13 protein-coding genes are annotated in these 13,648 nt (G+C 67.5%); 10 read left to right on the top strand and 3 right to left on the bottom strand.

The genetic code is table 11. The features are described 5' to 3' along the window. The first annotated feature begins 32 nt into the window (after positions 1-32). The 6 genes from ACFVV0_RS15780 (at position 33) to dnaE (ending at position 7,036) form a co-directional block, all read left to right on the top strand. Positions 33-545 (top strand): cell division protein SepF, encoded by a 513-nt coding sequence (locus tag ACFVV0_RS15780; RefSeq protein WP_387065021.1) that lies wholly within the window; start codon positions 33-35, stop codon positions 543-545. A 70-nt stretch (positions 546-615) separates the two neighbouring features. Further along, on the top strand, positions 616-921 hold the full coding sequence (locus ACFVV0_RS15775; protein WP_387065018.1) for a YggT family protein: 306 nt from the start codon (positions 616-618) through the stop codon (positions 919-921). Positions 922-1,072: 151 nt separating this feature from the next. Then, positions 1,073-1,894 carry a DivIVA domain-containing protein gene (locus tag ACFVV0_RS15770; RefSeq protein WP_387065015.1) on the top strand — a complete coding sequence of 274 codons (822 nt, stop codon included), beginning with the start codon at positions 1,073-1,075 and terminating at the stop codon, positions 1,892-1,894. Next, on the top strand, positions 1,884-2,519 hold the full coding sequence (gene lspA, locus ACFVV0_RS15765) for a signal peptidase II (protein WP_387065012.1): 636 nt from the start codon (positions 1,884-1,886) through the stop codon (positions 2,517-2,519). The genes ACFVV0_RS15770 and lspA overlap by 11 nt, the downstream gene beginning before the upstream one ends. 2 nt (positions 2,520-2,521) lie before the next feature. Next, a complete protein-coding gene (locus ACFVV0_RS15760; protein ID WP_387065010.1) occupies positions 2,522-3,442 on the top strand; it encodes an RluA family pseudouridine synthase in 921 nt (306 codons plus the stop codon). Positions 3,443-3,565: 123 nt separating this feature from the next. After that, positions 3,566-7,036, top strand: a complete 3,471-nt coding sequence (gene dnaE, locus ACFVV0_RS15755) for a DNA polymerase III subunit alpha (RefSeq protein ID WP_387065212.1) — start codon at positions 3,566-3,568, stop codon at positions 7,034-7,036. 21 nt (positions 7,037-7,057) lie between these two features. On the opposite strand, the gene ACFVV0_RS15750 is transcribed toward dnaE, so the two are convergent. Beyond that, positions 7,058-7,633, bottom strand: coding sequence for a flavin reductase family protein (locus ACFVV0_RS15750; RefSeq protein ID WP_387065007.1), 576 nt, complete (start codon positions 7,631-7,633; stop codon positions 7,058-7,060). Positions 7,634-7,694: 61 nt separating this feature from the next. Between ACFVV0_RS15750 and hisD the strand changes: the two genes are divergently transcribed. The 3 genes from hisD to ACFVV0_RS15735 all read left to right on the top strand — a co-directional run bounded on the left by hisD (position 7,695) and on the right by ACFVV0_RS15735 (position 10,624). Then, on the top strand, positions 7,695-9,002 hold the full coding sequence (gene hisD, locus ACFVV0_RS15745) for a histidinol dehydrogenase (RefSeq protein ID WP_387065004.1): 1,308 nt from the start codon (positions 7,695-7,697) through the stop codon (positions 9,000-9,002). 54 nt (positions 9,003-9,056) lie between these two features. Next, entirely contained in the window at positions 9,057-9,530 is a 474-nt protein-coding gene (nrdR, locus tag ACFVV0_RS15740) for a transcriptional regulator NrdR (RefSeq protein ID WP_387065001.1), read from the top strand. A 68-nt stretch (positions 9,531-9,598) separates the two neighbouring features. After that, positions 9,599-10,624: a quinone-dependent dihydroorotate dehydrogenase gene (locus tag ACFVV0_RS15735; RefSeq protein ID WP_387064998.1), complete on the top strand. Its 1,026-nt coding sequence runs from the start codon at positions 9,599-9,601 to the stop codon at positions 10,622-10,624. Positions 10,625-10,642: 18 nt separating this feature from the next. Here ACFVV0_RS15735 and ACFVV0_RS15730 read toward each other — a convergent pair whose 3' ends face one another. Together ACFVV0_RS15730 and ACFVV0_RS15725 are read right to left on the bottom strand one after the other, a co-directional pair. Beyond that, positions 10,643-11,572: an RNase H family protein gene (locus ACFVV0_RS15730; RefSeq protein WP_387064995.1), complete on the bottom strand. Its 930-nt coding sequence runs from the start codon at positions 11,570-11,572 to the stop codon at positions 10,643-10,645. A gap of 2 nt (positions 11,573-11,574) precedes the next feature. Then, positions 11,575-12,174 (bottom strand): DUF3043 domain-containing protein, encoded by a 600-nt coding sequence (locus ACFVV0_RS15725; protein WP_387064992.1) that lies wholly within the window; start codon positions 12,172-12,174, stop codon positions 11,575-11,577. A gap of 41 nt (positions 12,175-12,215) precedes the next feature. Between ACFVV0_RS15725 and ACFVV0_RS15720 the strand changes: the two genes are divergently transcribed. Further along, the gene (locus tag ACFVV0_RS15720; protein WP_387064990.1) at positions 12,216-13,640 is read left to right on the top strand and encodes a dipeptidase; all 1,425 of its coding nucleotides are present in this window, start codon (positions 12,216-12,218) and stop codon (positions 13,638-13,640) included. Positions 13,641-13,648: the final 8 nt, after the last annotated feature.

The raw sequence follows: 13,648 nt of genomic DNA, 5'->3' as shown, positions 1-13,648 counted from the left end.
GCGTCGGCGCACAGGTCTACACGGAGGATCGCATGTCCAACCCGCTGAAGAAGACGATGGTCTACCTCGGCCTCGCCGACGAAGAACTCGAGTACGACGAACAGCCCGCCCCGCAGGCGCAGCCACAGCCGCGTCAGCAGCCGCACCAGGCCCCCGTCGCCCCGGTTCCCCACCCCACCCCGGTCGCCCCAGTGGCCGGCCGCGCCCCGGTGACACCGCTGCGCAAGTCGTCCACCGCACGGAATGCTTCGGTACAGGAAATGAACGAGATCCTCACGGTCCACCCCCGCCAGTACCGCGACGCCCAGGCGATCGCCGAGTCGTTCCGAGAGGGGATCCCCGTGATCATCAACCTCTCGCAGATGAGCGAAGGCGACGCGCGTCGCCTCATCGACTTCGCGAGCGGCCTGTCGCAGGGACTGTACGGCAAGATCGAGCGCGTGACGCCGAAGGTCTTCCTGCTCTCCCCGTCGCACGTCGTGGTCTCGGGCGAGCACGGCGGCCAGGACGCCGAGGTCGACGCGTCGTTCTTCGCGCAGGCCTGATCCCGAGAATCAACCGGACAGCGCACCTCCCCGGTCAGGGGACGGTGCGCTTTCCCGCATACTTAACCCCGTGCTTGCCGTCGCCATCATCGCCCGCATCGTCTATTACCTGCTGCTGATCTACTTCTTCGTGATGTGGGCCCGCTTCGTACTGGACCTGGTGCGAACGTTCGCGCGCTCGTGGCGACCGCATGGATTCGGTCTGGTGCTCGCGGAATCGGTGTACGTCATCACCGACCCGCCGATCAAGTTCTTCCGCAAGCTCATCCCGCGGATCTCGCTCGGGCCGATCGCGATCGATTTCGGCTGGAGCCTCACCATGCTCGTGGTGATCATCGGGTTGTACGTGGCGCTGGGGTTCAGCGCCGGGCTTTAGCTGAGAGTCGCACCGCATTCCGGCCGTCGCCGGGATGTAAGGTTGACGAGCCGACGCACGCGAGTGCGGCCTGGTGCGCATTTCCGGCGCACTTTGCTAGCGTTGGCTTCACGCACTTCTGTTCGTATTCCAAGATCTAAGGTGGCTTGCCATGGCGCTGACTCCGGAAGATGTAGTCAACAAGCGATTCCAACCGACGAAGTTCCGTGAGGGCTACGACCAGGACGAGGTCGACGATTTCCTCGACGAGGTCGTCGTCGAACTCCGTCGTCTCAACCAGGAGAACGAGGAGCTCAAGCAGCGCCTTGTCGCGAGCGATTCGCGCATCGCTGAGCTTCAGCGCAGCGGCGCACAGGGTGGGGCCGCTGCGGCCGCCCCGTCCGTCGACGCCGGCGAGCTCGCCCGTCTCAAGCAGGAGAACGAGGAGCTCAAGCAGCGCCTCGCCGCCGCTCCTGCCGCAGCGGCAGCCGCCGCCGCCCCGGCATACGCGGCCTCGGCCGAGAGCGACCCCAACAGCACGAACAACCTCCTGCAGCTGGCTCGCCGCCTGCACGAGGAGCACGTCAAGGAAGGTCTCGAGAAGCGCGACGCCCTGGTCGCCGAAGGCCACGCCACCGCGGCCCGCATCGTCGCCGAGGCCGAGTCGAAGCAGCGCGCGCAGATCAGCTCGCTCGACCAGGAGCGCACGCTTCTGGAGCGCCGCATCGACGAGCTCCGCACCTTCGAGCGCGAGTACCGCCAGAAGCTGAAGAGCCTCATCGAGGGCCAGCTGCGCGACCTCGACAACTCGTCCGTCGCCGGAACCGGCAGCTACGCCGTCGCACCCGCCGCCTCCGAGTCGAACACGCCTGCCCCCGTCGGCGCCGGCCAGGGTGGCTCGTCCATTCCTGCCCCGGTATCCGCCGCGGGCGGCGACAACGGTGCCGGCCAGGACAACTCGACGCCTCCGACGTTCCAGGGCTTTGGAGGTTAGCTCTTCCCGGGCCAAGGTCAGCATCCGGGCCCTGGTGATCCTCGGCGTCGTCGCGCTGTGCGTGTACCTCGTCGACCAGATCGCCAAAGTCCTGGTGGTTCAGAACCTTTACGAGGGTCAGACGATCCAGGTGCTCGGCGAACTCCTGCAATTCCATTTCGTCAAGAACGCCGGCGCTGCATTCTCGATCGGTGAAGGTTCGACCTGGATCTTCTCGATCGTGGGTGTCGCGGTTCTCGGCTTCGTGATCTGGTACGCCCCACGCATCCGCTCGATCGCCTGGGCGATTCTGTTCGGACTGCTGCTCGGCGGGTTGCTCGGCAACCTCACCGACCGGCTGTTCCGGGAGCCCGGGTTCGGTGTCGGGCACGTGGTGGACTTCCTGCAGATCCCGCTCCTGCCGGCCATCTTCAACCTCGCCGACGTGGCGATCGTCTCCAGCATGGCGCTCTTCCTGATCCTGACGATCCGGGGGATCGGACTGGACGGCAAGAAGGCGTCCGAGGTCGAGGAAGAAGAAGCGGAGCTCGAGGCACAGGAGGCTGCCGGACAGACACCCGGCGAGCCCGGCGAGCCGGCCCAGACCGACACCACCCAGGGCTCGGAAGAGCAGCCGAAAAGCTAGGCATGGAGTCGCGCAGCTTCCCCATCCCAGACGGCCTGGACGGCACCCGCGTCGACGCCGGCTTGGCGAAGCTCCTCGGCTTCTCGCGGAGCTTCGCGGCGGAGATCGCCGAAGCCGGCGGCGTGAGCGTCGACGGACGCGCGGTCGACAAGTCCGACCGGCTCTCCGCCGGCGGCTGGCTCGAAGTGAGCTGGCAGCCGAAAGAGGAGGTCCGGATCGTCCCACTGGCCGTTCCGGAGCTCACGATCGTGCACGACGACGACGACATCGTCGTGATCGACAAGCCGGTGGGCGTCGCCGCGCATCCCTCGGTCGGCTGGACTGGGCCGACCGTCCTCGGCGCGCTGGCCGCGGCAGGCTTCCGCATCTCGACCTCGGGCGCCGCCGAACGCGCCGGCATCGTGCACCGGCTGGATGCCGGCACGAGCGGGCTCATGGTGGTCGCCAAGTCCGAGCACGCGTACACCGTGCTCAAGCGGGCCTTCCACGACCGCACGGTCGAGAAGATCTATCACGCGGTCGTCCAGGGACATCCGGATCCGCTGGTCGGCACCATCGACGCCCCCATCGGCCGCCACCCCAAGAGCGACTGGAAGTTCGCCGTGATCGCCGACGGCAAGCCGTCGGTCACGCACTACGAGACGATCGAGGCGTTCCCGGCGGCGAGCCTTCTGGAGATCCATCTCGAGACCGGCCGCACGCACCAGATCCGGGTGCACATGGCGGCGCAGAGGCACCCCTGCGTCGGTGACTCGATGTACGGCGCCGATCCGACGCTGTCGGCCAGACTGGGGCTGACGCGGCAGTGGCTACACGCCGTGCAGCTCGGCTTCGCGCATCCCGCCACGGGCGATCAGGTCACCTTCACGACGGGCTATCCCGACGATCTCCAGCACGCCCTGGATGTGCTTCGAGCGACGTGACCGAGCGCCTGTCCGGGTGTCGGTGGTTGGCGGTTTAGTCTTAACCAGACAGCTCATCCGGACGGAGATCCATTGCCCTCAAGCGACTCGTTCGTTCACCTCCACGTCCACAGCGAGTACTCGATGCTGGACGGCGCGGCGCGCATCAAACCGCTCGTCGACGCCGCCGTGGAGCAGGGGATGCCCGCCGTCGCGGTGACCGACCACGGCAACATGTTCGGCGCGTTCGACTTCTGGCGCACCGCCACCGACGCGGGCATCAAGCCGATCATCGGCACCGAGGCCTATCTGACGCCGGGAACGCACCGCACCGACCGCACCCGCATCCGCTGGGGAGACGGCGGCGGAGACGACGTCTCGGGGTCCGGCGCATACACGCACATGACGATGTTCGCCGCCACCACCGAGGGGATGCACAACCTCTTCCGCATGTCGTCGAAGGCATCGACAGAGGGCTACTACTTCAAGCCGCGTATGGACCGTGAGCTGCTCAACGCGTACTCCTCGGGCATCATCGCGACCACGGGATGCCCGTCGGGCGAGGTGCAGACGAGGTTGCGTCTCGGCCAGTACGACGAGGCCAAGAAGGCGGCCGCCGAATTCCGCGACATCTTCGGCAAGGAGAACTTCTTCGCCGAGATCATGGACCACGGTCTCGGCATCGAGCGGCGCATCATGGCCGACCTCCTCCGCCTGGCCAAAGAGCTCGACCTCCCGCTCGTCGCCACCAACGACCTGCACTACACGCACGCGCACGATGCTTCCAGCCATGCCGCGCTCCTCTGCGTGCAGTCCGGCTCGACCCTGGACGACCCCAACCGCTTCAAATTCGACGCCGACGAGTTCTACCTGAAGTCGGCGCAGCAGATGCGCGAGCTGTTCCGCGACCATCCCGACGCCTGCGACAACACGCTCGCGATCGCCGAGCGGTGCGATGTGAAGTTCGACACCACGGCGAATTACATGCCGCGCTTCCCGGTCCCCGATGATGAGACCGAGCAGAGCTGGTTCATCAAAGAGGTCGAGACCGGTCTCAAGGAGCGTTATCCGAACGGCGTCACCGACGAGGTGCGCAAACAGGCCGACTACGAGATCGGCGTCATCTCGCAGATGGGCTTCCCCGGATACTTCCTCGTCGTCGCCGACTTCATCAACTGGTCGAAGCGCAATGGCATCCGGGTCGGTCCGGGTCGTGGATCCGGTGCGGGCTCGATGGCCGCCTACGCGATGCGGATCACCGACCTCGACCCGCTGCAGCACGGCCTGATCTTCGAGCGCTTCCTCAACCCCGACCGTGTCTCCATGCCCGACTTCGACGTCGACTTCGACGACCGGCGCCGCGGCGAGGTCATCAAATACGTGACCGAGAAGTACGGCGAAGAGCGCGTCGCCCAGATCGTCACCTACGGCACGATCAAGGCGAAGCAGGCGCTCAAAGACTCCTCGCGGGTGCTCGGGTTCCCGTTCGGGATGGGCGACAAGCTGACCAAGGCGATGCCGCCGCCCGTGATGGGCAAGGACATCCCGCTCACCGGGATCTTCGACAAGGAGCACCCGCGGTACAAAGAGGCGGTCGACATCCGTGCGGTCGTCGAGACCGACCCGGATGCGAAGACCGTTTTCGACACGGCGCTCGGGCTCGAGAACCTCAAGCGTCAGTGGGGCGTGCACGCCGCAGGCGTGATCATGTCGTCCGACCCGCTGATCGACATCATCCCGATCATGAAGCGGGAGCAGGACGGCCAGATCGTCACCCAGTTCGACTACCCGGCCTGCGAGTCCCTCGGTCTGATCAAGATGGACTTCCTGGGGTTGCGCAACCTCACGATCATCAACGACGCGCTCGACAACATCGAGGCGAACCGTGGCGAGAAGCTGGTGCTCGAAGATCTGGAGCTCGACGACCGCGCCGCCTACGAACTTCTCTCCCGTGGTGACACCCTCGGCGTGTTCCAGCTCGACGGCGGGCCGATGCGCTCGCTGCTGCGGCTGATGAAGCCCGACAACTTCGAAGACATCTCGGCGCTCATCGCGCTGTATCGTCCGGGGCCGATGGGCGCGAACTCGCACACCAACTACGCGCTCCGCAAGAACGGTCTGCAGGACATCACCCCGATCCACCCCGAGCTCGCCGAACCGCTCGCCGAGATCCTCTCCACCAGCTACGGCCTGATCATCTATCAGGAGCAGGTCATGGCGATCGCGCAGAAGGTTGCCGGCTTCTCGCTCGGTCAGGCAGACATCCTGCGTCGCGCGATGGGCAAGAAGAAGAAGTCAGAGCTCGACAAGCAGTTCGAGGGATTCGCCGGAGGCATGCAGGCCAACGGCTACTCGATGGAGGCGGTCAACAAGCTCTGGGAGATTCTGCTCCCGTTCTCCGACTACGCGTTCAACAAGGCGCACTCGGCCGCATACGGCGTGATCTCGTACTGGACCGCGTACCTCAAGGCGCACTATCCCGCCGAGTACATGGCCGGTCTGCTGACGAGTGTCGGCGACTCCAAGGACAAGATGGCGCTCTACCTCAATGAGTGCCGCCGGATGGGAATCAAGGTGCTCCCGCCGGACGTGAACGAGTCGATCGGATACTTCGCGGCCGTCGGCACCGACATCCGCTTCGGTCTCGGCGCCGTGCGCAATGTCGGCTCGAACGTGGTCGACGGCATCCGTGCTGCGCGCGAAGAGAAGGGCCGATTCGAGTCGTTCCACGACTTCCTGAACAAGGTTCCCATCCACGCCGCCAACAAGCGCACCGTGGAGTCGATGATCAAGGCCGGCGCATTCGACTCGCTGGGCTCGACCCGGCGTTCACTGGTCGAGGTGCACGAAGACGCTGTCGAGTCCGCGGTCAAGATCAAGCGGAACGAGGCCAACGGAGACGTCGGTTTCGACTTCGACAGCCTCTGGGGCGATGACGAGCCGACCGCGTCGCAACACCACATCCCGGAGCGGCCGGAGTGGGCGAAGCGCGACAAGCTCGCGTTCGAACGGGAGATGCTCGGACTGTACGTCTCCGACCATCCCCTCGCCGGCCTCGAACTGCAGCTGGCCAAGCTGGCGAGCACGTCGATCGCCGACCTGGTCGCTTCAGACTCGATCCAAGACGGCGAGACGGTGACGATCGCGGGGCTCGTGACCGGCGTGCAGCATCGCGTGGCCAAGGCATCCGGCAACCAGTACGGCATGATCACCGTCGAAGACTTCGGCGGTGAGATCACCGTCATGTTCATGGGCAAGGCATACCAGGAGTTCGCACCCAGCCTGCAGGGCGACTCCATCGTGGTCGTTCGAGGGCGTGTGAGCATGCGGGACGATGGCATGAACCTGCACGCATTCAGCCTGATGGCTCCGGATCTCGGACAGGCGATCGGAACGGGCCCCCTGTTGATCACGATGCCCGATCAGCGGGCGACCACCGACACGGTGATGTCGCTCAGCGATGTGCTGGCCCGGCATCCCGGCGACAACGAGGTGCGCCTGCGCTTGGTGAAGGGTCAGGTCGCCCGTGTGTTCGAGGTGCCGAAACCCGTGACGATCAGCGCAGATCTCTTCGGCGAGCTGAAAGGACTGCTCGGCCCGAACTGTCTCGTCTGACGCGTCGGCGGTTCGGCCGACTCAGGCGGTCTCGCCGGGGGTGAGGTAGCGGCGTTCGTGGTACAGCAGGGCGGCGTCGTCCTCGCCGACCTGGCCGTCCTCGATCTGCACGACGACGACGGCATTGTTGTGAACCGGGATGCGCTCGACGATGCGCCCGACCATCCAGCTGGTCACATCCTTGATCACCGGCAGATCGTGGGGGCCCGGGTACCAATGGTCGCCGTCGAAGCGGAGCGCGTTGTCACCGGCGAGTTTCTCAGCGACGTCGCGGTTGCGCACGCCGAGCATGTGGATGACCACACGATCCGTTTCGGCCAGTGCTGGCCAGCTGGACGCGGAGCGCGCGATGTTGAAGGTCGCAAGCGGCGGCACGGCCGACAGCGACGCGAGCGAGGTCGCCGTGAACCCCACGGGCGTCCCGTCCGGCGTCAGTGCCGTGATGATGGCGACACCCGCCGCATGGCGCCGGAACGATTGGCGGAACGCCGCGAGGTCGGGTGTGACGTCGGGCTCGACGCGGTCGCTGGGGCGCTGGTCGCTCGGCGCGGATTCCTGTCCCGCGCGCGGTTCCTGGGGGAGGGGCGAGGTGTTCATACGTATGCATCAAGCAAGGTGCGGCTCCCGGATATTCCTGAGCGGATAGGCTGGACGGGCCATGATGCAGACCATCGACCTCCGCGGAATCCAGCCTACTCGCGCCGCCTTCGCCCGCCTTGTGCCACGTCCGGTCGTGGACGTCGAAGCGGCGATGGCCGTCGCCTCGGCGCTCATCGCCGACGTCAGAGAGCGCGGCGCCATCGCTCTCGCCGAGCAGGCGGAGCGATTCGACGGCGGCGCCCCCGCGTCGGTGCGCGTACCGCAGGCCGAGATCGCTGCAGCTGTGGCACGGCTCGCGCCCGAGGTCCGTGAGGCGCTTGAAGAAGCCATCGACCGCGTTCGGCGAGCCACGGCTGCGCAAGTTCCGCCTCCCGCCGAGACCGTGATCGGTCGGGGCGCGACGATCGTGCAGCGGTGGCAGCCTGTCGAGCGCGCCGGTCTCTACGTTCCCGGCGGCAAGGCCGTCTATCCGTCCAGTGTGGTGATGAACGCGGTGCCGGCACAGGTGGCCGGAGTCGCATCCGTCGCACTCGCGAGCCCGCCGCAGCGCGAGTTCGGGGGAGCGGTGCACCCGACCATCCTCGGCGCCGCCGGTCTGCTCGGCATCGACGAGGTCTACGCCATCGGCGGAGCGGGTGCGATCGGCGCCCTGGCCTGGGGCGTCGACGAGATCGGCCTCGAACCCGTCCAGGTGATCACCGGGCCGGGCAACATCTACGTGGCCGCAGCGAAGCGGCTGGTGCGCGGTCAGACGGGCATCGACTCCGAGGCGGGCACGACCGAGATCCTGGTCATCGCGGATGCGTCCGCGAACGCCCGGTACGTCGCCGTCGACCTGGTCAGCCAGGCCGAGCACGACGAAGCGGCTGCATCCCTCCTGGTGACCGACAGTACCGAGTTCGCCGGCCGGGTCGCCGCGGAACTCGACGCGGTCGTCGCCCGTACGAAGCATGCCGAGCGGGTGCGAACGGCGCTCGCGGGCCCGCAGTCGGCGATCGTGCTCGTCGACGACCTCGCCGCTGCCGCAGCCTTCAGCAACGCGTACGGACCCGAGCACCTCGAGATCCAGACCGAGGACCCGGAATCCGTTCTCGCGAACATCGAGAACGCGGGCGCCATCTTCGTCGGAGCGCACTCACCGGTGAGCCTCGGAGACTATCTCGCGGGGTCGAACCACGTGCTTCCGACCGGTGGTCAAGCGCGGTTCTCGCCCGGGCTCGGCGCATACTCCTTCCTGCGTCCACAGCAGGTGATCCGCTACGACCGGGACGCACTCGACGAGGTGGCCTCGCGGATCGTCGCACTGTCGACCGCTGAGGACCTGCCCGGTCACGGAGACGCCGTCACTGCGCGTTTTCCCAGCTAGCGCGGCCCTGGTCTCCCCCGGATGGGGTGCGCGAGCGGATAGTATCGAGTCACCATGTTCTGCCCCTTCTGCCGCCACCCCGACTCCCGCGTCATCGACTCGCGCACGAGCGATGACGGCCTCTCGATCCGCCGTCGCCGGCAGTGTCCCGAGTGCGGCCGCCGTTTCAGCACCACCGAGACGGCCAGCCTCAGCGTGATCAAGCGCAGCGGGGTCGCCGAGCCCTTCAGCCGCGAGAAGATCGTGCTGGGGGTGCGCAAGGCCTGCCAGGGGCGCCCGGTGACCGACTCCGACCTGGCCGTGCTGGCGCAGAAGGTCGAGGAGACCATCCGCTCCACCGGTGCATCGCAGATCGAGGCGAACGACATCGGCCTCGCGATCCTGCCGCCGCTCCGCGAGCTCGATGAGGTCGCGTACCTGCGCTTCGCCAGCGTCTACCAGGGCTTCGACTCGCTCGACGACTTCGAAGAGGCCATCACGCAGCTGCGGGTCGAGCACCACGACGAACCGGTCGAGGCTCAGGCGTAACACACCACGCCCGGCTGTGCTGGTCGTGGCTGTGCCGGTCGTGTCGGTGCCGGTAATCTTGCACAGGCATGTATCGCACACTCTTCTCCCTCGTCCTGTCGAAGCTCGATCCCGAGCGCGCGCACCAGCTGGCCTTTTTTGTGATCAAGGCGCTTCCGACGTTCGGCGTCGGGCGGCTGGTGCGGCGCTTCACCCGGCCTGACCCCTCGCTGGCGGTGGATGCGCTCGGCCTGCGGTTCGATTCCCCGTTCGGGGTCGCCGCGGGGTTCGACAAGGACGGCGAGGGTGTCATCGGTCTCGGCCAGCTCGGTTTCGGGCACGTCGAGGTCGGCACGCTGACGGCTCGGGCGCAGCCCGGCAACGAGAAGCCGCGACTGTTCCGCCTCATCCCGGATCGCGCCGTCATCAACCGGATGGGCTTCAACAATCACGGGGCGGCGACGGCTGCACGGCGTCTCGGCACGATCGCCGCCACACGTAAGCGCCCCGTGCTCGGCGTGAACATCGGCAAGAGCCGTGTCGTCTCCGTCGAGGATGCGACGGCCGACTACCTCGAAAGCGCCCGCGTCCTCGCGCCCGTCGCCGACTACCTGGTCGTCAACGTGAGCTCGCCGAACACCCCGGGCCTCCGCGGCCTGCAGGAGCTCGATCTGCTCGCGCCCCTGCTCAGGGCGGTGCGGGAGGTTGCCGACGAGGTTCCGCTCCTCGTCAAGATCGCGCCCGACCTCACCGACGATCAGGTGCGGAAGATCGCCGACCTGGTCGTCGACCTCCGCCTCGCAGGCATCATCGCCACGAACACGACCATCGCCCGCGAGGGGCTGCGAACCGATCCCGCCGTCGTCGAGAAGGCGGGTGCCGGCGGACTCTCCGGTGCACCGCTCGCCGAGCGCTCGCTCGAGGTGCTCCGGCTCATCCGTGCCCAGGTTCCCGCGGAATTGTGCGTCATCTCGGTCGGGGGTGTCGAGACGGCCGCCGACGTGCAACGACGACTGGATGCGGGAGCCACCCTGGTGCAGGGCTACACGGCATTCCTCTACCTCGGCCCCTTGTGGGCCCGCCAGATCAACCGCGGCCTCGTCCGCCTGCGCTGATCCTCAGGCTCTCCGAGCCTACGAGTCGGCTTCCGGCGTCCCCTGGTGGAACCGCAGACGCCAGCGGCCGTTGACGCGCAGCCAGAGCGAGCTGCGCAGGCTGCTGCCGCGCGCATCCGTCGTGCGCGAGGTGAGCAGGATGCTCTCGGGCGTGAGGCGGTCGGTGCCGAGTACCTCGAGGTCGACGGCGGTCGCCTCTTCCGTGGCGAGAGCCTGAACGATGGCGTCGCGTCCCCACAGGCGGCCGGAGCGGCCGATCTCCTCGAAATCCTGGTGGAGGATGGCCGCGACCCGCGACGAGTCCGACCGAACCGCGGGCTCGAGAAGCTCGCGCTCGAGTCGCTCGACGACCTCGGCGTCGGTCTCCTCGAGCACCACGTCGTCGCCGAACAGGTCGAGCTGGACCGCGGATTCGGCCGGCGCAGCGACGGGCGCGACTGCGGGCGCCTCGATCGCGACCTCGGCGGATGCGTCCGATCGCTGCGTTCCCGGCCACCCGGGGCCGATCGGGATCGCCTCGCCGTTCTGGTAGGCGGTCGCGACGGCGCGAGCACGCACATCCGCCGCCTCATTGAGATCGTGGCCGGCATGGCCTTTGACCCACTCGAACGTGTACGTGCGACCCTGGGTCGCCCGATCGAGCCGCTCGAGCAGTTCGCGGTTGAGCACGGGCGCGCCGTCGGCCTTGCGCCAGCCCTTGCGCTTCCAGCCCGGCATCCACTTGGTCACCGCGTTGATCACGTACTGGCTGTCGCACAGGATGCGCAGATCTTCGTCGAGGTGAGCCGTCGAGTCGAGCAGGTCGATGACCGCCATGAGCTCGCCTTGATTGTTGGTTCCGTGCGGCCAGCCGCCCGCGGACCAGTGGTCGTCATCGACGTACCAGGCCCAGCCCGCCGGACCGGGGTTGCCGAGGGCAGAGCCGTCGGCAGCAGCGACGATCGTCACGGTCAGCTGGGGTACTGGCCGCGCTTGACCTGCGGCTTGGGCAGGCGGATGACCCGCAACTGCAGGGCGCGCATCGCTGCATACCAGCGCACGCCCTTCTCGACCTTCGTGGTGCCGAACTTCTCTCCGAGCTTGCGGCGGATGAGGAAGCCGAGGATGAAGCAGTCGATGACCGCGATCGCGAAGAACGCCCAGAGCGCGAGCAGCCCGTAGACCTGGAAGTAGCCGGGCAGGAACGACAGCACGATCACCAGCAGCATGACCGGGATGAGGAACTCGCCGATGTTGAACCGCGCGTCCACGTAGTCGCGCACGAATCGGCGCTGCGGACCGCGGTCACGCACGGTGAGGTAGCGGTCGTCGCCGGCGGCCATGCCGAGGCGCGCCCGCTCGCGTGCTTCCTGCGTCTTGGTTCGGGCCTGACGGGCGGCCTCCTTGCGGTCCGTCGGCACGAGGGGACGCTTGCGCGCAGCCTCCTGCTCACGGCGTGTCGGGGTCGGGGCGCCTTTGCCCTGCTGTCTCAGCCGCTCCGCGGTCTCTTCTGCGGTCTCGACGACGGGCTCAGCAGCCTCGGTCTCGTGCGGGTTGTCTCGTTTTGCCAACGTTAAGCCTTCGATTGTGGGGTCTGCTTAAGATTACCGTCATGACCAACCCTCAGCAGACTCCGCCCATCGAACCCACAGCCGCCGAGGCCGCCGTGCGACGCAGCGTCGAGGAGGTCCTGCCGTCGACGATCGCCGACCTGGGCGCTCTCGTGCGCATCCCGTCGGTGTCCTGGGCTGCGTTCGACCCCGCGAACGTCGCCGCCAGCGCTTCTGCCGTCGCGGCCCACCTGGAGGCGACGGGCGTGTTCGAGAGCGTGACCGTCAGGCAGGCGCCGGTCGGCGACACCGGCGAACTCGGCCAGCCTGCGGTGCTCGCGACCCGCCGGGCGAAGAACGGCCGTCCGACGGTGTTGCTCTACGCCCACCACGACGTGCAGCCGCACGGCGACGAAGCGAACTGGGAGACCCCGCCGTTCGAGCCGACCGTGCGCGGCGACCGGCTCTACGGGCGCGGCGCGGCTGACGACAAGGCTGGCGTGATGGTCCACGTAGCGAGCATCCGCGCGCTCGTCGAGGCGCTCGGGCCCGACTTCGACCTCGGCCTTGCCGTCTTCATCGAGGGGGAGGAGGAGTTCGGCTCCCGTTCGTTCGCCTCCTTCCTCGAGCAGAACAAGGACGCACTCGAGGCCGATGCGATCATCGTCGCCGACTCCGACAACGTCGACATCGACACTCCGGCCCTCACGGTCTCATTGCGTGGCAACGTGACGTTCCGGCTCACCGTTTCGACGCTGGCGCACGCCTCGCACTCCGGCATGTTCGGCGGGGCGGCACCGGATGCGATGCTCGCCCTCGTCAAGCTCCTCGCCACCCTGCACGACGAGAACGGCTCGGTCGCGGTCGAAGGGCTCACCTCGCTCGCCGACGCGCCGGAGACGCCCGCGTACACCGAGCACGAGCTGCGCGAGGAAGCGGCGCTGCTCGACGGCGTCACCCCGATCGGAACCGGGGCGATCCTCTCCCGGATGTGGTTCCAGCCGACGATCACCGTCACCGGCATCGATGCGCCGAGCGTCGCGAACGCGTCCAACACCCTTCTGCCCAGTGTCGCGGTGCGCGTCAGCGCCAGGATCGCTCCCGGGCAGACCGCGTCCGACGCATACGCGGCCCTCGAGCGCCACCTGAAGGACAATGCACCGTTCGGCGCGCACATCGCGATCGACGACGTGGACACGGGCGACCCCTTCCTCGTCGACACCAGCGGCTGGGCGGCCACCGAGACCAAGCGGGCGATGACGGATGCGTGGGGCAAGGAGGCGGTCGAGACCGGCATCGGCGGTTCCATCCCGTTCATCGCCGACCTCGTCCGCGAGTTCCCGGAGGCGCAGATCCTCGTGACCGGAGTCGAGGATCCCGACACGCGTGCGCACAGCCCGAACGAGTCGCTGCACCTCGGCGTGTTCAAGCGCGCCATCCTGTCCGAAGCGCTGCTGCTCGTCCGTCTGAACGGGCGCTCGGAATGATCTCGACG

Origin of the sequence: Leifsonia sp. NPDC058230 (assembly GCF_042882245.1) — a bacterium.
Taxonomy (GTDB): domain Bacteria; phylum Actinomycetota; class Actinomycetes; order Actinomycetales; family Microbacteriaceae; genus Leifsonia.
This window is presented reverse-complemented; position numbering and strand designations above follow the sequence as displayed.

What these genes read in the sequence shown, in the direction of transcription:
- dnaE (WP_387065212.1), top strand. Translation starts at nt 3,566, where the DNA reads ATGCTGGACGGCGCGGCGCGCATCAAACCGCTCGTCGACGCCGCCGTG.
- ACFVV0_RS15770 (WP_387065015.1), top strand. Translation starts at nt 1,073, where the DNA reads ATGGCGCTGACTCCGGAAGATGTAGTCAACAAGCGATTCCAACCGACG.
- ACFVV0_RS15735 (WP_387064998.1), top strand. Translation starts at nt 9,599, where the DNA reads ATGTATCGCACACTCTTCTCCCTCGTCCTGTCGAAGCTCGATCCCGAG.
- ACFVV0_RS15760 (WP_387065010.1), top strand. Translation starts at nt 2,522, where the DNA reads ATGGAGTCGCGCAGCTTCCCCATCCCAGACGGCCTGGACGGCACCCGC.
- nrdR (WP_387065001.1), top strand. Translation starts at nt 9,057, where the DNA reads ATGTTCTGCCCCTTCTGCCGCCACCCCGACTCCCGCGTCATCGACTCG.
- ACFVV0_RS15750 (WP_387065007.1), bottom strand. Translation starts at nt 7,633, where the DNA reads ATGAACACCTCGCCCCTCCCCCAGGAACCGCGCGCGGGACAGGAATCC.
- hisD (WP_387065004.1), top strand. Translation starts at nt 7,695, where the DNA reads ATGATGCAGACCATCGACCTCCGCGGAATCCAGCCTACTCGCGCCGCC.
- ACFVV0_RS15780 (WP_387065021.1), top strand. Translation starts at nt 33, where the DNA reads ATGTCCAACCCGCTGAAGAAGACGATGGTCTACCTCGGCCTCGCCGAC.
- ACFVV0_RS15720 (WP_387064990.1), top strand. Translation starts at nt 12,216, where the DNA reads ATGACCAACCCTCAGCAGACTCCGCCCATCGAACCCACAGCCGCCGAG.